This is a genomic window from Bartonella japonica, from assembly GCF_040545385.1.
Classification (GTDB): domain Bacteria; phylum Pseudomonadota; class Alphaproteobacteria; order Rhizobiales; family Rhizobiaceae; genus Bartonella; species Bartonella japonica.
Genome location: NZ_JBEPLT010000001.1, coordinates 292667 through 318817, shown reverse-complemented (window position 1 = coordinate 318817; position 26151 = coordinate 292667). Strand labels below are relative to the sequence as shown.

Here is a 26151-nt window from a genome sequence, read left to right as displayed (position 1 = left end):
ACAAACTTTTCAAAAATTACAAATATTTCTCAAATAAAAACAAAAAATTTGTTTTTTTTCTATAAACTGCTCACTATTAGGATAAAGTACTCACAACCTTTTAAACATGAAGAAACTATGGAATTAAATAACAATAGAATATTATGGCACTCACAACATCATCATTTATAAAGTATTTTTTTTCTAGAAAAACAAAAAGCTCTTATTTTACTAAATCTTACTTTCCTATTCGTTCAACTTATAAATCACAGGATGAATTTTATAAATTAGGCTATAATATAGCATCAAGCAAAGAAATCCTCCTTCCTGAATATAAAGGAGAAAAAGATTTTTATAAGCAATTGAATGAAAATGCTAAACTTATTCTTCATGTTTTTCATATCTGTGATGCTGCTGCTCGAAATGACGAAACTATTTCACCATCTGCTCAATGGCTTATTGATAACCATTATACCATTGACAAAACGATACAACAGCTACGCCGTAATTTATCCAAAGCCTTCATTAAGAAACTTTCTCTTTATCAGCAACAGGCAGGAATACCACGTATCTTTGCTTTAGCTTGGCTTTATATTGCTCATACAGATAGTAGATTTTCACAAAAAACACTTACAGCTATGATCAATGGATTCCAAGAAATTTGTGTCCTTACAATTGGTGAATTATGGGCTCTGCCTTCTGCTATACAGATGCTCCTCATTGAAAATGTCTGTCGTCTCTCACTGCGGATTGAACAAAGAAAGCATATGCACTATCTTGCTCATCAAGCAGCTGATAAAATTTCTCGTGCAGATAACGAAACAAAATTACACGCTCTTTTTACTCAGTATGAGTCATTCACCGTTGATACAACCTTTTCAGCACGCTTATTTTATCATCTGCGTAGTGCATCTGTTGATTCAACCACCGCATTAACTTGGCTTGAAAAGCAATTACAGAAACAAAGCAGTAACCTAGAAACTATAACAGCCAATGAACATGATTGCCAAGCCGCAGATGGCATAACTATGGGCAATATTATCCGCTCCTTCAACATTATTGAAGACGTTGATTGGACAGCATGGTTTGAAACTGTCAGTTCTGTAGACTCTATTTTACGCAAAAATAGTGATTTTTCCGATATCGATTCTCATTCACGTGATATCTATCGACAAGTAATTGAAAAAATTGCGTGTTTTTCACCTTTCAGTGAGTTGGAAATTGCACAAAAAGCTATAGAGATGGCACACTCTTCATCTCAAGAGACATCTCATCATAAAAAATCCTCTATTGGGTGGTATCTTACCGATGAAGGGCGTTGTGCCTTTGAAAAAGCCTGTGATTACACTCCACCTCTTTTTACAAGATTGGCGAGAGTTCTTTGTTGCTCAAAGATAAGAATCATTGCAATTCCTGTTTCTTTTTTAACGCTTGTTTTTCTGCTTGTAGTCCATGCTCTTTTACAGACAAGTGGTATAACACCATGGATGTCCTTTCTTTTTACCGCATTAGCACTTTTTCCTGCTATGGACGCTGCTTTTGCGTTCTTTAACACTGTTGTTTCATGGCTTATCCCATCAAAACAGCTCATTGGTTATGAATATAAAGAGGGTATTCCCAACCATGCGCGTACAATGGTTGTTGTGCCTACTTTAATCACATCACGCGATGATATTGATGAGCAAGTACGCAATCTTGAAGTGCACTATCTTTCTAACCCTAAAGGTGCCATTCATTTTTCACTCATTACAGATTGGAGTGATGCTCCCTTAAAAGAAAAGCAAGATGATCTTGACCTGTTGCATTATGCACAAAAAGCTATCGATAAACTTAACCACCGTTATCATCGTGATGATATCCCGCTCTTTTTCCTTTTACATCGTCGCCGCCTTTATAATACCAGTGAAAAATGCTGGATGGGATGGGAAAGAAAGCGTGGCAAACTCCATGAACTAAATCTGTTATTAAGAGGCGATAAAAACACAAGTTTTTACCCAACACATCCTCACCTTCCTATGGATTGTCGTTTTGTGATGACTCTTGATGCAGACACAAAGCTTACCCCTGAAAGTGTTACAAAACTTGTTGGAAAACTGAATCATCCACTCAACCACCCCATTTTCGATCCACAAAACAAAAAAGTTGTAAAAGGCTACAGCATTTTGCAACCCCGCGTTACACCTTCTCTGACAACAGGAAAAGAAACTTCAATCCTGCAACGCGTTTTTTCTACCAATCGTGGCATTGATCCTTATGCTTTTGCTGTTTCTGATACCTATCAAGATCTTTTGGGAGAAGGAACCTTTATAGGCAAAGGTCTTTATCATATCGATGCATTTGAACAAGCGCTTAATGGTAAAATAAAAGAAAATACCGTTCTCAGTCATGATCTTCTAGAAGGAGGATATGCACGTGCAGCGTTGGTAAGTAGTGTAGAAGTGATTGAGGATTACCCGATAGCTTATAACGTTGACGTTGTGCGCCATCATCGCTGGGTACGCGGTGATTGGCAACTTTTACCTTATCTCTTCTCTTGCCATAAAATCAATTCCACGACACGTTGGAAAATGCAAGATAACTTGCGTCGTTCTCTCACACCACTTATGTGGTTAATCGCAGCTATTGCAGGATGGTCTCTTTTACCGTTACAAATAGCAATTATTTGGCAAATATTCTTGCTATGTAGTCTCTTTGTTTCACCAATTTTAGACGTGTTACAAACTCTTATTCCATCCAATAATGATGATTCTTTGCGCGAAAAAATCCAATTAATTTCGCATAAAACAGCCCTCGTGGGAGCAAATATCTTACTCAAAACGACATTTCTTGCCCATTCAGCTTATTTTATGACTGATGCAATTATCCGCACACTCTATCGCATGAAGATTTCAAAACAATATTTGCTTGAATGGAAAACCTCCGCCGCAACAAAAGCTATTCCAAATAGTTTAAGCTTCTATGCCCTTACAATGTGGCCAGCATCACTTATTGGGATTATTGCCTTAGCAATGCCTCTATCCTCTCATAATCTTACGAGCTTTATTGCTTTTCCCTTTGGACTAGCATGGTTTTTTTCACCTTTGATTGCTTGGATTGTCAGTAAACCATCAACATTTGAAGATGGCCTTCATCTCTCTTCAGAGGATACAAAAACACTACGGAGCATCGCACGGCGGACATGGCTTTATTATGCAACCTTTGTTAATGCCAAAAACAACCATTTGCCACCTGATAATTTCCAAGAAGATCCAGAACCTCTTCTTGCTCAACGTACATCCCCTACAAATATTGGAGTTTATCTTCTCTCTGTTATTGCTGCACGGGATTTTGGTTGGATTCATTTTAAAGATGCTCTTACACGCATCGAACACACGCTAAACACTCTTACAAAAATGGAAAAGTTCCGTGGTCACCTTTATAATTGGTATGAAACGGACACACTCAAACCTCTCTTGCCGACTTATGTATCAACTGTTGATTCAGGAAATCTTGCTGGACATTTGGTAACCCTCTCCTCAGCTTTGAGTGAATGGGCTGAAACACCTGATATTTTATTACAAACTGATAGAGCAGGCTTATCTGATGTCAATACTATTCTTGAAGAAACTGTAAAAGAAATTCAAGATAATCAAGCAGCTTTACGACCCTTACGCCAACAAATCGAAGAGCGCATCACTCATTTTCATCACTCTATTAATGCTTTCATAGAAAAACCAGATATGGCTGTCTGCCATATCACAGATCTTTCACTTACCGCTTATGATATTGTGCATTTAGCAGAGAAACTCAATCAAAAAATCCAAACTATAGAATCCACTAATGCATTATCTTGGGCGAAACGCCTTTTAGAAACCTGTGAAGTTCACCATCACAATGTTACGAATGACTATGATAACGAAAAATTACGAAAAACATTAAACAGTTTGGCTATGAAAGCACGGCAAATAGCCTTTGATATGCAATTTGATTTTTTAGCACAGCCTGAACGACACCTTTTGTCTATTGGATATCGTGTTCAAGAAAATAAACTTGATGAAAATTGTTACGATCTACTCGCTTCAGAAGCGCGCCTTGCAACTCTTTTTACTATAGCAAAAAGAGATATAAAAGTTAAATATTGGTTTCACCTTGGTCGACTTCATGTTCCTATCGGTTGGAAAGGCGCTCTCTTATCATGGTCTGGCTCCATGTTCGAATATCTTATGCCATCTCTTGTCATGCGTGAGCCATTGGGGTCTCTCATGGACCAAACAAATCGGCTGATTATTCGTCATCAAATAGAATATGCTCATAAACGAGGATTGCCATGGGGTATTTCAGAAGCTGCATTTAATGCTCGCGATCACTTAATGAATTACCAATACGCCAATTTTGGCGTTCCAAGCATCGGGCTCCAACGTGGACTCTCACGCAATACGGTTATTGCCCCCTACGCCAACTTTTTAGCAGCACAATATGTACCAAACCAAGCTGTTACCAATTTAAAACGACTGCGTGATCTTGGAGCTCTAGGAACATATGGTTATTATGACTCCGTCGATTTTACCCCTTCACGCGTAAAAACAGGAGAAAAATACGCTGTTGTGCGCAATTATTATGCGCACCATCATGGTATGTCTATTCTTGCTGTCAACAATGTTATTTTTCAAGGACGGATGCGCGATCGTTTTCACCGTGATCCAGCCATTGAATCCGTACAATTTCTCTTACAAGAAAGAGCCCCGCATCAAATTCCTATTATTCATACTAAAGCTATTAATCCCATAAGTCATAATTCTCAAGAATGGGATGAGGTCCCCTTACGCATTATTACAAACCCGTTACTCAAACCACGTGCAACTTTGCTCTTATCCAATGGTTTTTATTCTACAATGCTGACAGCAAACGGATCTGGTTACAGCCGTTGGCACGACTATGCTATCACGCGCTTTATACCTGATACGACAGAAGATCAACAAGGTACTCTATTCTTCCTACGTGATATGCATAATGGACGCTGGTGGTCTGTTACGAGTGAACCAACACGCATTATCGAAGAAGAAACAACTTGCATTTTTACAGATGAAAAAGCTGAATATACGAAAACAGTTGATGGCATAAAATCAACACTTGAATGTCTTATTGCGTCTGAAGGATGCGGTGAAGGCAGACGTATTCAACTTATGAATACAACAAACAAAGACCGCCTTATTGAAGTTACCTCTTATGGTGAACTAGCGCTAGAAACTATAGAGAATGATTGTGCACATCCTGTTTTTTCTCGCATGTTTATAGAAACAGAAATTGCAGAGAAAGGAACAACAATTTTTGCCACAAGACGTAAACGTTCTCCCAATGACCCTGAAATCTGTATTGCTCATTTTGTCACTGATCCCACAGGATCTCTCCAAAAAACAGAAGCGGAAACTGATCGCTCCTTGTTTATTGGTCGTGGACGATCCATTCATCGGCCGGCTGCATTTGATCAAAATGCTCGTTTTAGCAATAGTCAGGGTTGTGTTCTGGACCCAATTATCTCACTGCGATGCTATATAAAAATTCCAGCATATGAAAAAGCTGAACTCATTTTTTGGACTTTTGCTGCGCATACAAAAGAAACATTGCATAGTCATATTAAACATTATCGACAATCTAATATATTCCAGCAAGAATTTTCAATGGCATGGACACGCTCACAAGTTTCATTGTATCAAAAAGGTATTGACCTTAGAGAAGCTATTACTTTTCAAAAATACGCAACACCACTTATCTATCCTGATCGAACGTGGCGTCTTCCTTCCCCAATATTAGCAAAAACTCTTGGAAAACAATCTGATCTCTGGCCAATGTCCATTTCAGGAGATATCCCTATCTTTCTTCTCCGATTAGATAATGAAGGAGGTATTGCTGTACTGCGTGAACTTCTTAAAGCGCACGAATATTGGCGTATGCGCGGACTTATTGTTGATCTGGTTATTCTTAACGAACACGCATTTTCCTATATACAGGATACACAACGCGCCATTGAATGGGTATGCGAATCTTACCGACATCGTGCCGATGAAATGAACAAACATCAACATATTTTCACGCTACAGCGTGATCAGATGAATGAACAAAGTTTTAAGACACTTCTTGCAACAGCCCGCATTATCCTTCATGCTCAAAATGGCTCTTTATCTGAACAACTCAAACGGCTTGATGAGAAGGATTTTGAGGCAGAAATTCGTAGTAGTTGTCAAGAATCTCGCTATAAAGTAAATTACGAAAAGCATCATGAAAGAAGGCAAAGTTTAACTCAAACAGAACAAAGCTTCTCTGGCTCTATTGGTACTATTAATCAACAAAAATCACCTACTCTCTTTGTTAATGGAGAAGATCTACAATATTGGAATGGTTATGGCGGTTTTAATCACCATAACTATTATGTGATACGTCTTCATGGACACACTAGGACACCACATCCGTGGATTAACGTCATTGCTAACAAAAACTTTGGCTTTCATGTCTCTGCTGAAGGTGCACTCTTTACATGGACGAACAATAGCCGTGATTATCAATTAACCCCTTGGAGCAATGATCCTATTTCTAACCGTCCAGGGGAAGCACTTTATCTCGTGGATCGCTTGTCTTTAAAATGTTTCTCACCCGTTTCTGCTGTTGAATGTGATGAAAGTGTTGTTTATGAAGCTTGCCATGGTTTTGGATTCTCAACCTTTAAATCCACACATTCAGGAATCACTCTGGAGCTTACCCATACGATTGATCAAGAAAAGCCTGTTCGTCTCTCGCGTCTCATCCTCAAAAATGAAGGAAAAAAATTACGCAGCTTACGCCTTTATAATTATGTTGAATGGGTTTTGGGCAATGTCCGCACAAAATATGCCCCCTTTATACTCCCTTCTTATGATTCCAACCGTGGTGCACATTTCATTCAAAATCCTTATCACATCGAAAAATATCAACAAGTAACATTTTTATCAGCATCTGAAATGCCAACCAGCACTACTGCTGATCGTACCGAATTTATTGGTTTAACGGGAACAGTTATGCACCCACACGCTATCCGCAAAGCTGGTACCCTTTCAAATACTGTTGAAGCTGGATGTGATCCTTGTTCAGCATTCACGTATGATATTGATTTGTTGCCAGGACAAACAAAAGAAATCATCTTCTATCTTGGCAGTGCTGAAAACAGACAGGAAGCTGAAAAACTATTGGATCAAGTGCGTCAATATGACTTTGAAGTTCTTCTCACGCAACAAAAACAACAATGGTGTGATTTTGTTTCTCCTCTCCAAGTAAAAACACCTGATCCCTCTTTTGATATTATGGTCAATCATTGGCTTCCTTATCAAACCTATGCTTGCCGTATGATGGCACGTGCCGCTTTTTATCAAGCCAGCGGCGCATTTGGCTTCCGCGACCAATTACAAGATAGCTTATCCTTGTTATTATTGAAACCACAACTAGCACGTGAACAATTATTAAACGCTACGAAGCATCAGTTTCTTGAAGGTGATGTACAGCATTGGTGGTTACCTGATACCAATGCGGGTGTTCGCACACGCATTTCTGATGATATTGTTTGGCTTGCCTATGGAACAGCCATTTATGTTAATACAACCGGCGACTACGCATTTCTTGATACCTTAACGCCTTTTATTGAAGGTATCTCTCTTACCGAACAACAGCATGATGCTTATTTTCAACCCACGCAATCCTCAAAAAGTGCCACAGTTTATGAGCATTGTGCCTTAGCTCTCAATCTTGCTATCAAACGCTGTGGACCACATGGACTCCCCCTTATTCTCGGCGGAGACTGGAATGATGGTATGAATTTAGTGGGTATTGAAGGAAAAGGTGAAAGCATTTGGTTAGGATGGTTTCTAGGCACCACGCTACAAACATTTATTCCCCTCGCCCAAAAACGTGATGATAACAATCATGTGAAAGCATGGAGTTCCTATCTTGAGCGTTTGAAAAAATCCCTCGAAAAAAACGGCTGGGATGGTGCTTGGTATCGACGTGGTTATTTTGATGACGGAACACCTCTTGGCTCTAAAATAAATGATGAATGCCAAATTGATACTATTGCACAATCTTGGGCTGTTATTTCTCAAATGGCACCTCTCAAGCGCCAAAAACAAGCAATGACCTCAATGCTTGAACATCTGTGCGATGAAAAAGGCGGTCTTATACGTCTTTTCTGGCCACCTTTTAATAAAACAACTCTTGAACCCGGTTATATAAAAGGTTACCCTCCAGGAATTAGAGAAAATGGCGGTCAATACACCCATGGTGCTATTTGGAGCATTTTGGCACTTGCAGAAATGAATGAAAACGATAAAGCCTATGCTTTATTTTCTATGATCAATCCAATTACACATGGAGAAAACCCTGAAATTTATCGTGTTGAGCCTTATGTGATAGCTGCAGATATTTATGCTCTTAAACCACATCATGGACAAGGCGGTTGGACATGGTATACAGGCTCAGCAGGGTGGTTTTATCGCGCTGCAACACAAGCTATTCTTGGCATTAATCGTCAAGATAACCTGTTATTTCTACATCCACACTTGCCTTCCTCATGGCCAAAATATGAAGCAAAAATGAAATTTCATGATGCTGTTTATACCATTAAAGTACAACGGGGATCTGAAAATATGCTCAGTGTGAATGGAAAAAAACATACCGAAATTCATGCAGGAATAGAGTTACAAAAGACAGGAAAACATGAAATCATACATATAATTAAGTCTTAAAAACAGAAAAAATAAAAGGCTTTTTTATTCTTGCTCAAAACCTTAGAGTTGTTATAGTCTCTCCCGTCCTTATATTGATTTTTGTTAATACATAGTCATTTTAGAGGCTACGAGACTGAAAGAAAGAGGGTTATGAACCATCCTGATATTGCTAGGCGTGTTTACAATCATACTTGGAAACTTGATCCCATTATCCGTTCACTTCTCGATACGGATTTTTACAAACTTCTTATGGTACAGATGATTTGGGGACTTTACCCCAATGTTAATGTTACTTTTTCCCTTATAAACCGTACCCAAACAATACATCTTGCTGATGAAATTGATGAAGGTGAATTGCGTGCACAACTTGATCACGCTCTTAGTTTGCGATTTACGAAAAAAGAAATGATCTGGCTTGCTGGTAATACATTTTATGGACGTAAACAAATTTTCGAGCCAGATTTTCTTCATTGGCTTGAAAATTTTCAACTCCCTGAATATGAACTCGCCCGTAAAGATGGACAATATATACTCCATTTTCATGGCCCGTGGCCCCATAGCTCCATGTGGGAAATCCCCGCCCTCGCTATTATCTGTGAATTACGTTCACGTGCTGCTATGAAAAAATTGGATCGTTTTGCTCTCGATGTACTTTACGCACGCGCTAAAGCAAAAATGTGGAGTAAAGTTGAACGTCTCAAAAAATTGCCTGATATTAAAATATCTGACTTCGGCACGAGGCGTCGTCATTCTTTCTTATGGCAACGCTGGTGTGTTGAAGCATTGAAGGAAGGTATTGGCGATTCCTTTACTGGAACTTCCAATGTTCTTCTCGCCATGGATACAGATTTAGAAGCTCTTGGTACTAATGCACATGAATTACCAATGGTTATTGCCGCTCTTGCCAATAATGATGACGAATTGCATAAAGCCCCTTATAAAGTCCTGCAAGATTGGAACCGTTATTATGGTGGAAATCTTCTCATTGTTTTGCCTGATACCTTTGGTACAGAAGCATTTTTACACAATGCTCCAGATTGGGTCGCTGATTGGACAGGTTTTAGACCTGACAGTGCTCCCCCCATTGAAGGCGGTGAACGCATCCTCCAATGGTGGGAAGAAAAAGGAAAAGATCCACGTGAAAAATTATTGATTTTTTCTGATGCGCTCGATATTGAAACAATTGAAAAAACTTATCATCATTTTCATGGAAGAGTACGCACGAGCTTTGGCTGGGGAACAGACCTTACGAATGATTTTGCAGGTTGTGCACCACAAGACATAGCAACCTTCGGTGCTCTTTCTCTTGTTTGTAAAGTCACCCACGCCAATGGTAAACCCGCTGTAAAACTTTCAGATAACCCTGAGAAAACTATCGGAGAACAGCGAGAAATACAACGTTATCTCAATTTTTTTGGTAATGAAAAACGTGTTGCAAGACCCGTAAAGATCTGATTGTAAGTCCATTTCCATAAAACGTAAAGATAAATGCTTATAAAGTTTCTAATGAATGATAACTCATAAGCCAATGCGATTTCTTAAGCATTGAATAAAAAGAGCATTCCTTCTCTCTATATAACCCGTCATTATTCATCAAAGTAGCTTTACAAATATTTGTGTTCAACTGTTCATGCAAAATACTTTCCACGTGTAAAATTGTTTCATAAACCTCTCTCATACCACATTCTCAAAAAACTTATGATCCTATACACCACTTAATACCCTATACACCGCTTAATACATGAATGTTATTTCCCATTGAGAACCACCATCTTTACACTTGTAAAGGTACAAACCAGCGCCATCGTATATTTGCCAGCTCATGATGTTGCCAACAAACCACGCATTAAGATAGCTCATAAGAGACGTTTTAATCTTTTTTACAGCAGCCATTTATCCACATACCAACCCCGCTTGTGACGCGAAAGAGAGTGATTTTGATTGCTTCAAAATGAACAGATTTGAAGTGAATGAATCACACAATATTCGAGCCTTTGATTCAATATGCTACGCAACAAAAAATTATCGTTATGAACCAATTCTTTGATATTTTGATATGAAAAACTCTCTTAATGAACAGAGTAAAAAAGTATTCGATTTGTAAAACCTTTTATTTTTGTCATTATGAAGATGGACGCGTCACGACATAAATAGAAATAAATAGTAAAATAACCGCAACGAATAAGGCAAACCACAAGGTAGGATGCACCATCACTAAAAATGATAAAAAACCACCTGCCATACTTACTACCGCAAAAACTTTAACAAGTGTAGAAATGGCTCCCCTTTCTTCCCATTGTTTAATAGGTGGACCAAAAATACGGTGATTATTCAACCAATGATGAAAACGCGGTGACGAACGAGCAAAACACCATGAAGCAATTAATAAAAATGGCACTGTTGGCATAATAGGTAACATAATACCAATAATACCCAATACAACCATTACCCATCCCACTATAAAAGTGCAAATACGCACAGAGCGAGACATTTTAAAATCTTTTTTCATTCTTTAATACTATTTTTCTCTATAAAGACCTTTTTCTTCCTGCTTTTCAAGCGCTCTTGAACACAATTACTTCCAATACCACCTTATTCATAAATATATTTCTTGTGATAATATCCTCTAAAACATAAAGCAGTTCACGAGATATGATGATCATTTAAAAATTTTCAAGAAATCAGCATAAATCTTTAGAGAAAAGTAAAATAAAAAGGCTGCAGAATAAATCAATGCAGCCTTTTAATCACGAATGCAGTCTTGGGGGGAAGAAATACTGCACCCATTTGCTAGATATTAGGAGGAAAAAAATCTAGCGCTCTGCTGTTTAGTTAAAACAATTATATGAGACAACACACAAAAATGCATAGCTGACATGTGTAAATTATATTACACTTAAATTTCTTGAACACGAACATGACGTAAAAACATTGATGTAAAAATAGCAATAAAAATCAGTGTTAAAATAAGCACAATTGTGGAAGCAGAATCTGAACCAATGAATAAGCTTAAATAAATTCCTAAAAAACCAGAAAAAGCCGCAACAAATACAGCAATCACCAACATGAGAGAAAATCGTTTCGTAATGAGATAAGCAATCGCTCCAGGTGCTATCAAGAAAGAAATAACAAGAACAATACCAACAGCTTTTAAAGCCGCAACAATCGTGAGAGAAATCATCGTTAAAAGGGTATAATGGAGCATCGATATCCGTAATCCCACTGCACGCCCCTGAACTGAATCAAAAATATACAGCATAAAATCACGCCATTTTGCGACTATAATAAAAGTAACAATAGCAGAAATGATTACTGTCTGCGTAATATCAAGCCAGTTAACCCCTAAGAGATTGCCGAATAGAATATGATTTAAATCTAAGCTACTATAAATAGATGTTGCCAAAACAAGCCCTAAACCAAACATTGATGAAAAAACGACACCCATCACTGTATCCTGCTTAATACGGCTATTGCTCTCTAAAAAACCCGTCAAGATAGAACAAACCATACCCGCAATAAAGGCACCACAAGCAATCAAAGTCATCGTCACATTAGCAGGATGCATCTGCTGAAACCAAACAAATGGCAAAGAAGTCAAAAATGTTATCACCCATGGTGTTGCCATATAACCAAGAACAACACCAGGAAAAACAGCATGGGAAATTGCATCGCCTAAAAGCGCCCACCCTTTCAAAATAAGAAAACAAGAAAGCATCGCCATGGGGATAGAAAGAATCATGACAATAAGCATACCTTTCAGCATAAAAGAAAACTGAAAAGGAAGGAGTAATTGATCAATCATGATAGCATCATACCTTTTTTTGCCGCATTGATACGTAAGCGCGCAGCAATAAAACCATGTTTAGGAGCAAAAATAAAAGCTAGAATAAATAAGAATGCTTGAAAAAGCACAACAACACCACCTGTTTGCGCATTTAAAAAATAACTCACATAAACACCTAATATGCTTGTGAATGTTCCAATCACAACAGCAATAACCAAAATATTTACAAAACGATCACTTAAAAGATAAGCTGTTGCCCCAGGCGTCACAACAAGGCAAATAACCAAGAATGCTCCAACCGTTTGCATAGCAGCAACAGTACAAGCAGCAAGTAGCGTGAAAAAAAGAAACTTTAAAAACTTTACATTTAATCCGATAGCACGCGCATGCGTTTCATCGAATAAAGAAACAAGAAGATCTTTCCATTTCAAAAGCAATATAAACAAAGAAAAAAAACCAATAAAGGCCAATTGTAAAATATCTGATGAACTAACCGCCAAAATATTTCCCAAAACAATCGTATCAATATTAACTGCCATCGGTTTTAACGATTTGAGAAATAACCCAAAAGCGAAAAAGGAAGAAAAAATAAGACCAATAATGGTATCTTCTTTTAACTTTGTCCTGTTATTAAAAAATAACATCGCTGCTGCTGCAAGACCACCAGAAAAAAAAGCCCCAAGTGAAAAAGGTAAACCTAAAAGATAAGCACCTGCTACGCCAGGTACAATCGAATGTGAAAGTGCATCACCAATAAGCGACCAACCTTTTAACATCAAAAAAGCAGAAAGAAAGGCACAAACACAACCAACCAATCCCGAAACCCACATCGCATTAACCATATATTGATAACTCAGTGGTTCAAGTAACCAAGAAATCATGCCACGTGCCCCATATTATGAGTATTTTCATGAATGAGAGATTGTTTATCCCCTGTACAAACTTCATCTCTTTTAGAATCTTGAAGATCAAAAATATGATGATGCAAAACACCACCAAAAGTTTTCTCAAGATTTTCCTTTGTAAAGATAATTTCTGTTAACCCAGAAGCTAAAACTGTCCCCTTTATTAAAACTGTGTGATCACAAAATTCCCGAACAGAACCCAAATTATGCGTAGAAACCAATATCACAGCTCCTTCTTTACGAAGATCTTGTAATAAAGCAATAATTTTATCTTCTGTTGTGACATCAACCCCTGTAAATGGTTCATCTAATAAAATTGCTTTTGCCTGCTGTGCAAGAGCACGCGCTAAAAAAACACGCTTTTTCTGACCACCAGAAAGTTCTCCAATTTGTCGCTTAGCAAATGCCAGCATATCGACACGTTCTAATGCAACACGGACAGCTTCATAATCTCGTGCCCGTGCATAGCGAAAGAAATTCATGTGACCATACCGCCCCATCAAAACAACATCTTCAACAAGAACAGGAAAATTCCAATCAACATCTTCACTCTGAGGAACATAAGCGATAAGATTCTTTTTCAAAGCCGTATCAACGGGCAAATCAAAAATGCGAATTTTTCCTTTTGAAGGGTATACAAATCCCATTATAGATTTAAATAATGTTGATTTACCTGATCCATTGACACCAACCAACGCCGTAATGGAACCTATTGGACTCTCAAAATTTACGTCCCACAAAGCTGTATGTCCATTACGATAAGTAACTGTTATTCCTTGAGCAAATATTCCAGATCCTGTCATTGGCCCTTTACTCCCTCTAACAAGGCATCGCTAATGCGCCCACTGGTAACACGTAATAAATCAATATAGGTTGGCACCTCACCATTTTTTTCACTCAAAGAGTCAACATAAAGAACACCACCGTATTTAGCTCCCGTTTCTCTAGCAACTTGTTTGGCAGGTGCAGAAGAAATAGTGCTTTCAGAAAAAACTACATTGATATTGTATTTACGAACCATATCAATAACATGCTTAACTTGCTGCGGTGTTCCTTGTTGATCAGAGTTAATGGGCCATAAATAAAGTTCTTTCAGATCAAAATCATGCGCCAAATAGCTAAATGCGCCTTCACTCGTTACAAGCCAACGCTTGTCTTGAGGAACCACGTCTAATTTAGCTCTTATTGGATCAATTGTTGCACGAATCTTCTGTTTATAAATTTCAGCATTTTCTTTATAAATAGCAGCATGCTCAGGATCGTATTTTACAAAAGCGTCGCGAATATTATCAACGTAAATCAAAGCAGAAGTTGGTGACATCCAAGCATGCGGGTTAGGTTTACCACTAAAGGGACCCTCACCAATTTCAATGGGTATAATACCTTCTGAAACAACAACACTTGGAACATCCTTGATGTTTTGAAAAAACTTTTCAAACCAAAGCTCTAACTCTAATCCATTCCACAAAATAAGATTTGCTCCCTGCGCACGCATGAGATCGCGAGGTGTAGGTTGATATTCATGAATTTCAGCACCTGGTTTTGTGATTGATTCAACTTCAGCAACATCACCTGCAACATTTCGCGCCATATCAGCAATGATGGTAAATGTTGTAACAGCTTTAAATTTACCAGCACACAAAGCAAAATTGGGTGTGAAAAAAATAACAGCCCCCAAAACTATGGTAAAAAATGTTTTCATGTTCATGGATCTTCTCTTTCGTTCATAGCCCAATATTATTGCTAATGATTTGCATTACCATTTATTAATAACAATTATTTTTTACTTTTACAACGAGGAATTCTTACAAAAAAATAACTTTTCTAGTTATTTTTAAATTCCCTTTTTACCTTTGAAAAACTGATAATTTAAAAAGAATATATTTGGCACAATAATTTATTTCAAAAAACATGACAGATCTTAAATATCTAAAAATAAAGGAGCACTCAGAAGCACTCCCTTTTCATAAAATAATTCAGTAAAAAAGAAATATATTCAACAACGCAAATATGCGCCTGTCATCTTAGTAACATTTTCTACAACCTTCAAAGCAAGTTCTTCTAGATCTTCATCCGTCAAAGTTCGTTCAATAGGCTGAATAGAAATTTCAATTGCAACAGATTTTTTATTTTCTCCAAAACCTGAGTCTTCGAAAATATCAAAAACTTGTACCGAATGAATAAGCTTTTTATCCGCTCCACTTGCGGCACGAACAATCATAGAAGATGTGACAGTCGCATCAACAACAAACGCAAAATCACGCCGCACCATTTGAAACGGTGATAATTTCAATGGAGAACGGCTTTTTGTTGCTTTTTTCTTTGACTCTGGAATACGCTCGAGAAAAATTTCAAAACCACATAAAGGGCCACTGATATCCAACTTTTCTATTGTCGCAGGATGAAGAACACCAAAAAAACCAAGAATAATCTTTGATCCAAGCTTCATAACCCCTGAACGACCAGGATGATACCAATTAGGTGCTCCAACTTCAATTTGAACTTTGCTAATATCCATACCACATGCTTCTAAAACAGCCAATGCATCTGCTTTTGCATCAAAAGCATCAACAGCTGCTGCATTCCCATTCCAAAAACGCCCAACCCCTTCAAATTGTTCTGTTCCGCGACGAATCCCACCAACAACACATTGTTGCTTATCAGGTGTATCACCTTCATAGATGCTGGAAACTTCAAATAATGCAAGATCTGAAAAACCACGGTCAGCATTTCGTTGTGATGCCATAAGCAAACCAGGCAAAAGAGAAGGACGCATCACTGACATATCAGCAGAAATAGGATTAACTAATTTAAGCTGTTTTTGTCCCCCTCCAAAAGCAAGTGCCTGACTTTCAGAAATAAAAGACCATGTCACCGCCTCTTTCATACCACGCTGAACTAAAGCCAAACGCGCAATGCGTGAGCGAATTTGTGCACAGGTCAAAACTGGACCTCTTTCCTCTGTAAAATTTGCTAACGGAATGGGCTTAATTTTATCCAACCCATAAATCCTCATAACCTCTTCTACTAAATCAGCTTTGCCCACAATATCAGAGCGCCATGTTGGCACTTTAACTGTTATGACATCTCCTTCCCCTTCAATGTCAAATCCAAGCCGCGACAAAATAGAGACAACTTGTGCAGGCTCTATTTCCAAATTTGTTAAACGTTTAATTTCAGAAAAAGGAAAAGTTATCTGTCTCATTGCTAGCTGATGATAACCAACAATCTTCATCTTTGAATTTTCACCACCACAAAGACGCAGAGTTAATGATGTTGCAATATCAAGCCCCATTTCCATAAAAGCCGGATCAACACCACGTTCAAACCGATAACGGGCATCAGTAATAAGCCCTAATGCACGCCCCGTCTGCGCTATGCTCTGCGCATCCCAAAGTGCCGATTCAATAATAACATGGCGTGTTGTTTCATCACAGCTTGTTCTTTCACCCCCCATAATACCAGCTATCGAAACAACACCTTCCTCATCTGCAATAATACAATCTTTAACCCCTAAATTATAAATTTTTCCATTAAGTGCTTGAAGCTGTTCACCTTCACGCGCATATCGTACACTCAAGTTCCCTTTAATCTTATCTGCATCAAAAACATGCAGTGGGCGACCAAGATCAAAACTTATGTAATTGGTCATATCAACCAATGCATTAATTGGTCTTAAACCTATCGCACTTAAACGCTGTTGCATCCACTGTGGCGCTGCACCATTTTGAACATTGCGTATTTCACGCCAAGCAAAACCTAAACATAACGATGTACTTTGCAAAAAATCTAACGAAACATTAAGCGGTGTTTCAAAAGAAATATCGAATTGTGGCAAAGACAATTCTTTTAATCGCCCAATTCCAGCAGCAGCAAGATCACGCGCAATACCACGAACACCCGTGCAATCAGAACGATTAGGTGTTAAACCAACATCAATGACCGGATCATCTAAACCTGCATAAGCTGCAAATGAACCTCCTATAGGAGCATCTTCAGGAAGCTCAATAATCCCATCATGTTCATTCGATAATTCAAGCTCCGCTTGTGAACACATCATTCCAAAACTTTCAATACCGCGAATTTTGCCTACAGACAGTGTTACATCAAGCCCAGGCACATAAGTCCCCGGTAAAGCAAGGACACCAACAAGCCCAGCACGTGCATTTGGAGCTCCACAAACAATTTGCTTAGGCGTATCATCTCCCATATCTACTGACAAAATCTGAAGTTTATCTGCATCAGGATGCTTTGTGGCTGTCAAAACTTTTGCAATCACAAAACCTTTTAAAGAAGAACGATCATCAACATGATCAACTTCAAGGCCTATAGCCGTTAGTTTATCGCAAATTTCATCTAAAGATGCATCTGTTTCTAAGTGATCTTTTATCCAAGACAATGTAAATTTCATTTTAAAACCTCATCTGAAAACCATGTTAAGATCACACATTGTTTAAGCCGAGAAAAAAGCAGGCATATCAAAGAAGCGAAAACCATAATGATCTAGCCAACGCAGATCAGCATCAAAAAAGGCACGTAAATCAGGCATTCCGTATTTCAACATGGCAATACGATCAATACCCATACCCCACGCAAAACCCTGATATTCATCGGGATCAAAACCAACATTCTTGAGCACATGAGGATGCACCATTCCACATCCTAAAATTTCCAACCAATCCTGCCCTTCCCCAAATTTTACTTCTGAACCAGAACGATCACACTGAATATCCACTTCCATAGACGGCTCTGTAAAAGGAAAAAAAGAAGGACGAAAACGCATCTTCACTGAAGGAACCTCAAAAAAAGCTTTACAAAAATTCTCATGAAGCCACATCATATGTGCAATATTAGAGGTTTTATCAATTACAAGGCCTTCTACCTGATGAAACATAGGTGAATGCGTTGCATCCGAATCCATACGGTAAGTTTTTCCAGGAATAATGATACGTATCGGTGCTTTTTGCTTTTCCATCGTACGAATTTGTACAGGGGATGTATGGGTGCGTAATAATTTCCGCTCTCTCATGTTATCAAGATCAAAAAAGAAAGTATCATGCATTTCCCGCGCTGGATGACCTTCAGGAAAGTTCAGCGCCGTAAAATTATAATAATCTGTTTCAATATCTGGTCCCTCTGCAAGAGAAAAACCCATTTTTGTATAAATGGCTATAATTTCCTCAATCACCTGCGAAATAGGATGAATACGCCCCCGTTCTATGGGCGAAGAACGTACAGGCAAAGTGACATCAATCGTTTCGCAAGAAAGGCGCGCATCCATTTCCTGACTCTTAAGAAAATCACGTCTTTGCGCCCATAATTCTAAAACACGATTTTTTAACCCATTAAGAACAGGTCCAACTTTACGACGCTCTTCAGCATCCATCTTTCCTAATTCTTTTAATTTTTCAGAGATACTGCCTTTTTTGCCTAATGCTGCAATACGCACCCCTTCAAGTGCCTGTTCATCTCTCGCTGCTTCTAAAGCTAAACAAATGTCTTGTTCCAAACGCTCAATGTCGCTCATGTTTTTGCCTATTTTTTGAATAGAAAAAACCCGTACTAGTAACAACCAGTACGGGATCCCGAATAAATAAATGCTTTAAGAGAACACGACTGGCTTATTTGACAGCGCCTTCAAAAGCATTAGGCGTCGTATCCTTTAAATATTCCAAAGCCTTCTTTGCAGAAGCAACAAGAGCAGAAAACGCTGCCTTTTCGTGAATCGCTATATCTGAAAGAACTTTACGGTCAACCTCTACACCTGCTTTTGATAAACCATCAATAAAGCGTCCATAAGTTAAACCTTCTGCGCGAACAGCTGCGTTAATTCTCTGGATCCATAAAGCACGGAAAGTACGCTTTCTATTTTTGCGATCACGATAAGCGTACTGCTTTGAACGATCAACTGCTGCTTTGGCTGCACGAATGGTATTTTTACGCCGACCATAAAAACCCTCAGCCTGTTTCAGAACTTTTTTGTGTTTAGCGTGTGCTGTCACACCTCTTTTTACACGTGCCATGTAATATTCTCCTAAAAATCAAAAGCGTGAGGTTTAAAAACCATTTGGCAAATAATGCTGGATAACTTTTTTAGCATCTTGTTCGCACAAAACCATCGTTCCACGTGCATCACGAATAAATTTATTCGAACGCTTAATCATGCCATGACGCTTACCCGCAGCTGCTACTTTAACTTTGCCTGACGCAGTGATTTTAAACCGCTTTTTAGCGGATGATTTGGTCTTCATCTTGGGCATTTTGCTACTCCATACATTTCATTCATTTAAGTGAACTTGTTCATTCAAGCGGACCAACGCCTAAATAAGCATTTAAACAGCCACGGCATGCCCTGCCGGGCGGCTCTACAAAGACTTTTCATAAGCTAGTACACATAAAATAGCAAGAGCATATTAAAAAAAAATGGGTGCACCATTTCCTTGAACTTCAACCAAAGGTGCTGGAATTGCATTCGTCTTGATTGCTGCTTTACACAAATCAGCAATAATACACCGTGTGCATTGTGCTTTACGGGCTTGACAAATATAACGACCATGTAAAATAAGCCAATGATGTGCGTGACGAAGATAACGAACCGGTATAATCCTTAGCAGCTTTTCTTCAACAATTTCTGGTGTTTTGCCAGGTGCTAAACCGAGACGATTACTTAAGCGAAAAATATGCGTATCTACCGCTAATGTAGGATGTCCAAAAGCAACATTTAAAACAACATTCGCTGTTTTACGTCCCACTCCAGGAAGTGTCATAAGAGCTTCACGATTATCAGGAACTTGTCCCCCATACCGCTCAATTAAAAAATTACAAAGCGCGTAAATATTACGTGCTTTTGCACGCCAAAGACCAATTGTACGAATATAATGGGCAATCCCTTCTTCTCCTAATACAACCATTTTTTCTGGCCTATCAGCGAGACGAAATAATTCCCCCGTTGCTTTATTAACGCTCACATCTGTAGCTTGAGCTGAAAGAACAACAGCAACTAAAAGAGTAAAAACATTTGTATAAATAAGATCACTCTTAGGAAGAGGACGTTGAACAGAAAAACGACGAAATATTTCTACAATTTCCTCTTCACTGTACACTATTCCAGAAGATTTTCGTGTCTTTGACAATTTTATTATTCTTTGAGTCATTGAACTCTCTTAATCTTCTCTCTTGAAGTTATCACTTACGCTCGCCATATGAGAAATATGCAACAAACGATTTTTTTAAGTTTTGTTAAATAAAGCCGCTTTGAAGAGGATCATCACAATGACACATGTGACGCCTTTCTCCAATCCCTTTCTTTTAGGATTTGAAACAGTAGAGAAAATATTACAACGTATTGGTAAGTCCGATGAGTCTTATCCAGCCTATAATATTGAACGTTTACACAAAAATGATGATACCAATCATATACGCATAACTTTGGCTGTTGCTGGGTTTAAAGTCAATAATCTCAGTATCGCGCTTGACGACAATCAACTGATCATTCATGGTAAGCAAATGGATAACCAGAATCATCAATATTTATATCGAGGTATAGCTTCACGCCAATTTCAACGCACCTTTGTTCTTGCTGAAGGAATGCGTGTCACAAATGCAGAGTTGAAAAATGGTCTCTTATCAATTAATCTGCATCAACCAAAGTCACAAAAACAAATAAAGCAGATTCCTATCAAAGTCAGCAATAATGCGTGATAAAAGTTTAAAGCGTAAAGGAATAGTGAAATGGGAGAACATAAACAGAACTTGTTATTACAGGATGAGTCCTATTCTGAAATGGGTCAAATTGCCTATCTAAAAAAAGTTTGTACAGATGATCTCGCTAAAAATTTTCCTGATCTTCCACCAATGACTCCAGGCATTACAGTATGGGCTCTTTTTGGTGAAACAGGCTACCCAATCATTTTATCCGATGAGCGCTCTATCGCTCTGGCAGGAGCTAATGAACATGAACTCCAAATTGTAACTCTACACTAAATCATATTATGAGAATAACTTAATTGTCTGTATAAATCTTTTTCAATTCTATCTGAATGAAAAAATAAACAGACTATATGCAGTAAAAGATTTAAGTGGCAAATGATATGCTTTCCTGAACCAGTAGAGCACGATAATAAAATTTCTACTGATAAGGAAATAATAAGTGGGTTAGTGCAATTTAACAAGCTATCATGCTTGTTTTAAATCAAAAGTTACATCGCTCTCAACTTTATACACCTCACCTTTAGAATGAAGGCGGTGTTCGTTTGTTCTCTTTTATACTTTAATTTTTTGGCTATTATAATGAACAATCTTTATGAATTAAACATTTTAATTTATTCTTCTGTTTTTGTATATTAATTTTTTTACCTTTTGATTTTGTATTTTTTTGAAAAAATTTGATGAAAAAATCCTCCGCCGGATATTCTCAAATGCATTAGAAGCATTTCCTGCTATCTAATTTTTCAATTATTGCAATCAAAAAACCAACCATTCATGGACCACAAAAACGGTATTTTCTTATTTCAGCCATAAAAATCTTGCATTAAAGTTGCTTAAAACCAACATAATCCTTGATCAGATATTTTATAATCCTCCTAACGGCGCCCACATGCTCTTAGTTGCTGTTCGTAGCGTCTAGATAGACTTGCCATACGTTGTGCTGCTTGTACAAGTGCGCTATTTGCATGCCCTCTATTTCGTGCATAACCCCCATGACCCATATGGTAATTTAAATAAAGGTTATAGGCATCATCAAACCGAATACCATTACGTTGAACACTTTGACGATGGTACCAAGCAACGAAATCAGCCGCATCTGCAAAATCCGTACGCCGTGCAAAAGACCTCCCTGTGGAGCGGAGATATACTGCCCATGTACTGTCAAGCGCTTGAGAATAACCATAAGCTGTTGATTTACGCTTCCATGGAATAAAACCAAGCAGTTTTGTGCGTGGAGGACGTGCATTATAACGAAAACTCGATTCCATATTAATGGTTGCAAGAATAATAGGCATAGGAATTCCATAGCGCATTTCTGCTCTTTTAGAAGCTTTTTCCCAATTATCAAAAAAACCATCTTTTTGAGCAAAAATAGCGCAAGCATTATTTGTATAGATAGGGGTGGTGGTTGCGCATCCTCCCAACAAAAACACCAATGTCCCTAAAAACAAAGAATTCCGCATATTCTTTCTTCCTCTCATGGAAAATAATGAAATGAGAGTACTAAAAAATTATTACCAAGCCAATAAAAGAGATGAACCTACTTGTAACAGCAAAATCCTCGCTTTACTCTTCATCAACCATACGCAATGCTTGTGGTTCAACAGATGTTGTTACTTTCGTTATCTTAGAGTTATCTTCTTTTAATTCAAAAGTCTCAATACGGTTAGCCCGCTTCATAATTTTAGAAGATGATATTAAAATTCCTTCTATATCTTCATTCGCTTTGTAAAAATGCTTCTGTAATGCACGCACACGTGTGTCCATTCGTCCAAAATCTTCCATCAATTTTGCTACTTCCGACTGAATCAAATGCGCTTGTTCACGCATCCGCGCATCTTTCATAATGGTTTGAACAACCTGAACAGATAGCATCAATAAAGATGGTGAGACAATAATCACATGTGCTCTATTGGCTTTTTGTACCAATGACTCAAAATCCTCATAAATTGTTGCAAAAATTGATTCCGATGGCACAAAGAGAAAAGCAGTGTCATGTGTTTCTCCAGGAATTAAATATTTTTGTGCAATATCACGAATATGCACTTCCATGTCGGTACGAAATTGCCGTTCTGCTTCTTGGCGTTCTTGTGCTGATGTTGTTTTACGCATGGCATTCCAAGCCTCTAGAGGGAATTTAGCATCAACAACAAGAGAAGGTGCCTTATTCGGCATATGAATGAGACAATCTGGCCGTTTTCCATTTGAAAGAACTACCTGAAAAGCATAAGCATTAGCTGGTAGAGCATCAGTAATAATTGCTTCCATCCGCCCTTGACCAAAAGTGCCTCGCGTTTGCTTATTGCTTAAAATAGCTTGTAACTGAACAACCTGTCCTGCTAATGATTGAATATTATTTTGTGCTGCATCAATGACCGCTAAACGCTCTTGCAAGCGATTTAAATTTTCATAAGTAGATTTTGTCTGTACCTGAAGAGTTTGACCCAAATTGGCTGTCATCCCATTGAGTTGTTCACTGAGTGATTTATTCAATTCAGCCTGTCTTTGACCAAAAATTTCTGCCATCGTCTGCATCCGACCTTGCATTTCAGCTTGTGTTTTTAGCAATGTAGCCATTTGCATTTGTGCCTCACGAGCACGTTCAGCAATCTCACTTTCTAAAAATATTTTCTTCCTATGAAAATGTATCAATATAAAAAGTACCAAGATAACAAATGCAAATAATAGGAAAGCCATCAGTTTAGCAAAGGGATCAATTGAAAACATGAACGAAAAAAACGAATCAAACATGAAAGATAATATAACTCTCTTCTTATAAAAAAGCGTAAGAATTTGCTATTCAATATTGACCAGCAGCAAACCATTGATTAATCTATACTTATGCCAATAAAACCTTTAGTTACTTTACCTAATCCAATTTTACGGGAAGTGTCCAAACCTATCGAGCATGTTGATACAGAAATCCAAAAGCTTGCTGATGATATGTTAGAAACCATGTATCATGCCCACGGTGTTGGCCTTGCTGCTATTCAAATTGGTATACCATTATGTATGTTGGTGGTGGATGTTTCTGGAAATGATGCCCCAAAGAATCCACTTGTATTTATCAATCCTGAAATCTTATGGCTTTCAGATGAGCACAATGTTTATAAAGAAGGCTGTCTTTCTATTCCTGAATATTATGCAGAAGTCGAGCGTCCCAAATGCCTACGTGTTCGCTATATAAACCGCGAAGGTAAACAAACAGAAATTGAAGCTGATCATCTCCTAGCGACTTGCTTGCAGCATGAAATTGATCACTTAAACGGCCGGCTTTTTATTGATTATATTTCAAAAATCAAACGTGACATGGTAATACGAAAATTTAAAAAACGTGCCAAAGAAGAAAAAGCACAGGAAGCAATTTTATAATGGCATTACGATTAAGTTTTATGGGAACACCTCATTTTGCTGTCCCCATTTTGCATGCTTTGTTAGACGCGGGTCATGATATTGTTGCTGTTTATAGCCAACCCCCTCGACCAGCAGGACGCCGAGGACTTAGACTTACTCCTTCACCTGTTCAAAATGCAGCACAAGAAAGATCTCTTCCTGTTTTTACCCCTCAAACACTCAAAACAGCTGAACAACAAGCTCAATTTACAGCACTTTCTGTTGATGTAGCTGTTGTTGTTGCCTATGGACTCCTTTTACCAAAAACTATTCTCGAAACCCCGCGTTTTGGTTGCTTTAATGCCCATGCTTCACTCTTGCCACGTTGGCGAGGTGCTGCACCCATTCAACGTGCCATCATGGCTGGTGATAAAATGACAGGCGTAATGATCATGAAAATGGATGAAGGACTTGATACGGGGCCTATCGCTTTATCTCATTCCATTCCCATCACCGAAAATGCAACAACTCCTGAACTTTCAGAAAAGCTTTCATATATAGGCGCCAAACTCATGATAGAAGCTTTGTCAAACCTTGAAAAAGGGCAACTTAAGCTTACTCCACAATCAGAGAAAGACGTAATCTATGCTCATAAAATCAAAAAGGAAGAGACCCGCATTGACTGGGAAAATCCTGCAGAACTGATTCATAGACGTATCTGTGCTCTTTCCCCGTCTCCTGGTTGCTGGTGTAATATGAATATTTCTGGTAAAGAAGAGCGTGTAAAAATCCTAGGAAGCCGTTTAACAACAGGTCCTTCTCTCAAAATTGGTCAAATAGAACCGGATTCTTTGATTGTCCATTGTGGACAAGGGCGTCTTGAAATCACCCATCTCCAAAGATCTGGTGGTAAAACTCTTGATAGCGCAACATTTTTGCGAGGCGCTCATATTTCCGCTGTTTTTTAATATGCCACGGTTTAAACTCACTCTTGAATACGATGGTTCAAATTATGCTGGTTGGCAGCGTCAAGAAAAACTTCCCACCATACAGGGAGCACTTGAGCAGGCTATTTTTCACTTTAGCGGACAACAATTAACAATCACCACAGCTGGCAGAACTGATGCTGGTGTCCATGCTACAGGACAAGTTGCACACGTTGACTTTGAAAAAAATTGGCTCACACATACTGTACGCGATGCCCTTAATGCTCATTTACGAAAAATGGGAGAAGATATTTCAATCCTAGAGGTACAGAATGTCCCTGAGAGCTTTGATGCACGATTTTCTGCGATCAAACGACACTATCTTTTTAAAATTCTCAATCGCCGCTCACCACCAGCCTTAAATGCCAAACGTGTATGGTGGTTACCAAAACCTCTCGATGCTGAAGCCATGCATGAAGCGGCACAAAAACTTGTAGGACAACATGATTTTACAACTTTCCGCTCAGTGCATTGCCAAGCTAAAAGTCCTATTCGTACCCTTGAGCGCCTTGATGTTCAAAAAAAGGGAGAAGAAATTTTGCTGTATGCACAAGCACGATCTTTCCTTCATCATCAAATCCGTTCATTCGCAGGAAGCCTTATGGAAGTTGGTATTGGACGTTGGACATCTCAAGATCTTGAGGCAGCTCTTCATGCTAAAGACCGCACACGTTGTGGTGTTGTCGCACCACCTTCAGGACTTTATTTGACCAAAGTGGAATATTAGTCAT

General features: G+C 38.4%; 19 protein-coding genes. 7 read left to right on the top strand and 12 right to left on the bottom strand.

Going from position 1 to position 26151, the window contains the following annotated elements; translation table 11 throughout:
• Positions 1 to 143: 143 nt before the first annotated feature.
• Both ABID39_RS01360 and pncB read left to right on the top strand, forming a co-directional pair.
• The gene (locus ABID39_RS01360; RefSeq protein ID WP_354185267.1) at positions 144 to 8723 is read left to right on the top strand and encodes a glycoside hydrolase family 94 protein; all 8580 of its coding nucleotides are present in this window, start codon (positions 144 to 146) and stop codon (positions 8721 to 8723) included.
• Between the two features lie 132 nt (positions 8724 to 8855).
• Positions 8856 to 10160: a nicotinate phosphoribosyltransferase gene (pncB, locus tag ABID39_RS01355; protein ID WP_354185265.1), complete on the top strand. Its 1305-nt coding sequence runs from the start codon at positions 8856 to 8858 to the stop codon at positions 10158 to 10160.
• A gap of 667 nt (positions 10161 to 10827) precedes the next feature.
• Here the strand turns inward: pncB and ABID39_RS01350 are convergent.
• From ABID39_RS01350 to nth, 10 genes are all read right to left on the bottom strand, one after another.
• Positions 10828 to 11214 carry a YbaN family protein gene (locus ABID39_RS01350; protein ID WP_354185263.1) on the bottom strand — a complete coding sequence of 129 codons (387 nt, stop codon included), beginning with the start codon at positions 11212 to 11214 and terminating at the stop codon, positions 10828 to 10830.
• Positions 11215 to 11601: 387 nt separating this feature from the next.
• Positions 11602 to 12507, bottom strand: a complete 906-nt coding sequence (locus tag ABID39_RS01345) for a metal ABC transporter permease (protein ID WP_354185261.1) — start codon at positions 12505 to 12507, stop codon at positions 11602 to 11604.
• Positions 12504 to 13370 carry a metal ABC transporter permease gene (locus ABID39_RS01340; protein WP_354185259.1) on the bottom strand — a complete coding sequence of 289 codons (867 nt, stop codon included), beginning with the start codon at positions 13368 to 13370 and terminating at the stop codon, positions 12504 to 12506. The genes ABID39_RS01345 and ABID39_RS01340 overlap by 4 nt, the downstream gene beginning before the upstream one ends.
• A complete protein-coding gene (locus tag ABID39_RS01335; RefSeq protein WP_354185257.1) occupies positions 13367 to 14197 on the bottom strand; it encodes a manganese/iron ABC transporter ATP-binding protein in 831 nt (276 codons plus the stop codon). Before ABID39_RS01335 ends, ABID39_RS01340 begins: the two co-directional genes overlap by 4 nt.
• Complete coding sequence (locus ABID39_RS01330; protein ID WP_354185255.1) at positions 14194 to 15102, bottom strand: metal ABC transporter substrate-binding protein; 909 nt, start codon at positions 15100 to 15102, stop codon at positions 14194 to 14196. The genes ABID39_RS01335 and ABID39_RS01330 overlap by 4 nt, the downstream gene beginning before the upstream one ends.
• 288 nt (positions 15103 to 15390) lie before the next feature.
• Complete coding sequence (gene pheT, locus ABID39_RS01325) at positions 15391 to 17805, bottom strand: phenylalanine--tRNA ligase subunit beta (RefSeq protein WP_354185253.1); 2415 nt, start codon at positions 17803 to 17805, stop codon at positions 15391 to 15393.
• A gap of 42 nt (positions 17806 to 17847) precedes the next feature.
• On the bottom strand, positions 17848 to 18921 hold the full coding sequence (pheS, locus tag ABID39_RS01320; protein ID WP_354185251.1) for a phenylalanine--tRNA ligase subunit alpha: 1074 nt from the start codon (positions 18919 to 18921) through the stop codon (positions 17848 to 17850).
• Between the two features lie 94 nt (positions 18922 to 19015).
• Positions 19016 to 19417 (bottom strand): 50S ribosomal protein L20, encoded by a 402-nt coding sequence (rplT, locus tag ABID39_RS01315; protein WP_354185249.1) that lies wholly within the window; start codon positions 19415 to 19417, stop codon positions 19016 to 19018.
• A gap of 33 nt (positions 19418 to 19450) precedes the next feature.
• Complete coding sequence (rpmI, locus tag ABID39_RS01310) at positions 19451 to 19654, bottom strand: 50S ribosomal protein L35 (protein WP_019220862.1); 204 nt, start codon at positions 19652 to 19654, stop codon at positions 19451 to 19453.
• A gap of 153 nt (positions 19655 to 19807) precedes the next feature.
• Complete coding sequence (nth, locus tag ABID39_RS01305) at positions 19808 to 20548, bottom strand: endonuclease III (protein ID WP_354185246.1); 741 nt, start codon at positions 20546 to 20548, stop codon at positions 19808 to 19810.
• Between the two features lie 118 nt (positions 20549 to 20666).
• On the opposite strand from nth, the gene ABID39_RS01300 reads away from it, so the two are divergent.
• Positions 20667 to 21095, top strand: a complete 429-nt coding sequence (locus tag ABID39_RS01300) for an Hsp20 family protein (RefSeq protein WP_354185243.1) — start codon at positions 20667 to 20669, stop codon at positions 21093 to 21095.
• A 30-nt stretch (positions 21096 to 21125) separates the two neighbouring features.
• The gene (locus tag ABID39_RS01295; protein ID WP_354185241.1) at positions 21126 to 21377 is read left to right on the top strand and encodes a BQ00720 family protein; all 252 of its coding nucleotides are present in this window, start codon (positions 21126 to 21128) and stop codon (positions 21375 to 21377) included.
• Between the two features lie 599 nt (positions 21378 to 21976).
• On the opposite strand, the gene ABID39_RS01290 is transcribed toward ABID39_RS01295, so the two are convergent.
• A complete protein-coding gene (locus ABID39_RS01290; protein WP_354185239.1) occupies positions 21977 to 22564 on the bottom strand; it encodes a transglycosylase SLT domain-containing protein in 588 nt (195 codons plus the stop codon).
• A 103-nt stretch (positions 22565 to 22667) separates the two neighbouring features.
• The gene (locus ABID39_RS01285; protein ID WP_354185237.1) at positions 22668 to 23852 is read right to left on the bottom strand and encodes a DNA recombination protein RmuC; all 1185 of its coding nucleotides are present in this window, start codon (positions 23850 to 23852) and stop codon (positions 22668 to 22670) included.
• Positions 23853 to 23942: 90 nt separating this feature from the next.
• Here ABID39_RS01285 and def point away from each other — a divergent pair, with 90 nt between their 5' ends.
• The 3 genes from def to truA are packed head-to-tail and all read left to right on the top strand — an operon-like array spanning position 23943 to position 26147.
• Positions 23943 to 24473, top strand: coding sequence for a peptide deformylase (def, locus tag ABID39_RS01280; protein WP_354185235.1), 531 nt, complete (start codon positions 23943 to 23945; stop codon positions 24471 to 24473).
• A complete protein-coding gene (fmt, locus tag ABID39_RS01275) occupies positions 24473 to 25402 on the top strand; it encodes a methionyl-tRNA formyltransferase (protein WP_354185233.1) in 930 nt (309 codons plus the stop codon). The genes def and fmt overlap by 1 nt, the downstream gene beginning before the upstream one ends.
• 1 nt (position 25403) lies before the next feature.
• A complete protein-coding gene (truA, locus tag ABID39_RS01270) occupies positions 25404 to 26147 on the top strand; it encodes a tRNA pseudouridine(38-40) synthase TruA (RefSeq protein WP_354185231.1) in 744 nt (247 codons plus the stop codon).
• Positions 26148 to 26151 lie beyond the last annotated feature (4 nt).

Bases quoted from the DNA above. Each gene is read 5' to 3' on its own strand.
- ABID39_RS01360 (WP_354185267.1), top strand. From the start codon at position 144: ATGGCACTCACAACATCATCATTTATAAAGTATTTTTTTTCTAGAAAA.
- pncB (WP_354185265.1), top strand. From the start codon at position 8,856: ATGAACCATCCTGATATTGCTAGGCGTGTTTACAATCATACTTGGAAA.
- ABID39_RS01350 (WP_354185263.1), bottom strand. From the start codon at position 11,214: ATGAAAAAAGATTTTAAAATGTCTCGCTCTGTGCGTATTTGCACTTTT.
- ABID39_RS01345 (WP_354185261.1), bottom strand. From the start codon at position 12,507: ATGATTGATCAATTACTCCTTCCTTTTCAGTTTTCTTTTATGCTGAAA.
- ABID39_RS01340 (WP_354185259.1), bottom strand. From the start codon at position 13,370: ATGATTTCTTGGTTACTTGAACCACTGAGTTATCAATATATGGTTAAT.
- ABID39_RS01335 (WP_354185257.1), bottom strand. From the start codon at position 14,197: ATGACAGGATCTGGAATATTTGCTCAAGGAATAACAGTTACTTATCGT.
- ABID39_RS01330 (WP_354185255.1), bottom strand. From the start codon at position 15,102: ATGAACATGAAAACATTTTTTACCATAGTTTTGGGGGCTGTTATTTTT.
- pheT (WP_354185253.1), bottom strand. From the start codon at position 17,805: ATGAAATTTACATTGTCTTGGATAAAAGATCACTTAGAAACAGATGCA.
- pheS (WP_354185251.1), bottom strand. From the start codon at position 18,921: ATGAGCGACATTGAGCGTTTGGAACAAGACATTTGTTTAGCTTTAGAA.
- rplT (WP_354185249.1), bottom strand. From the start codon at position 19,417: ATGGCACGTGTAAAAAGAGGTGTGACAGCACACGCTAAACACAAAAAA.
- rpmI (WP_019220862.1), bottom strand. From the start codon at position 19,654: ATGCCCAAGATGAAGACCAAATCATCCGCTAAAAAGCGGTTTAAAATC.
- nth (WP_354185246.1), bottom strand. From the start codon at position 20,548: ATGACTCAAAGAATAATAAAATTGTCAAAGACACGAAAATCTTCTGGA.
- ABID39_RS01300 (WP_354185243.1), top strand. From the start codon at position 20,667: ATGACACATGTGACGCCTTTCTCCAATCCCTTTCTTTTAGGATTTGAA.
- ABID39_RS01295 (WP_354185241.1), top strand. From the start codon at position 21,126: ATGGGAGAACATAAACAGAACTTGTTATTACAGGATGAGTCCTATTCT.
- ABID39_RS01290 (WP_354185239.1), bottom strand. From the start codon at position 22,564: ATGCGGAATTCTTTGTTTTTAGGGACATTGGTGTTTTTGTTGGGAGGA.
- ABID39_RS01285 (WP_354185237.1), bottom strand. From the start codon at position 23,852: ATGTTTGATTCGTTTTTTTCGTTCATGTTTTCAATTGATCCCTTTGCT.
- def (WP_354185235.1), top strand. From the start codon at position 23,943: ATGCCAATAAAACCTTTAGTTACTTTACCTAATCCAATTTTACGGGAA.
- fmt (WP_354185233.1), top strand. From the start codon at position 24,473: ATGGCATTACGATTAAGTTTTATGGGAACACCTCATTTTGCTGTCCCC.
- truA (WP_354185231.1), top strand. From the start codon at position 25,404: ATGCCACGGTTTAAACTCACTCTTGAATACGATGGTTCAAATTATGCT.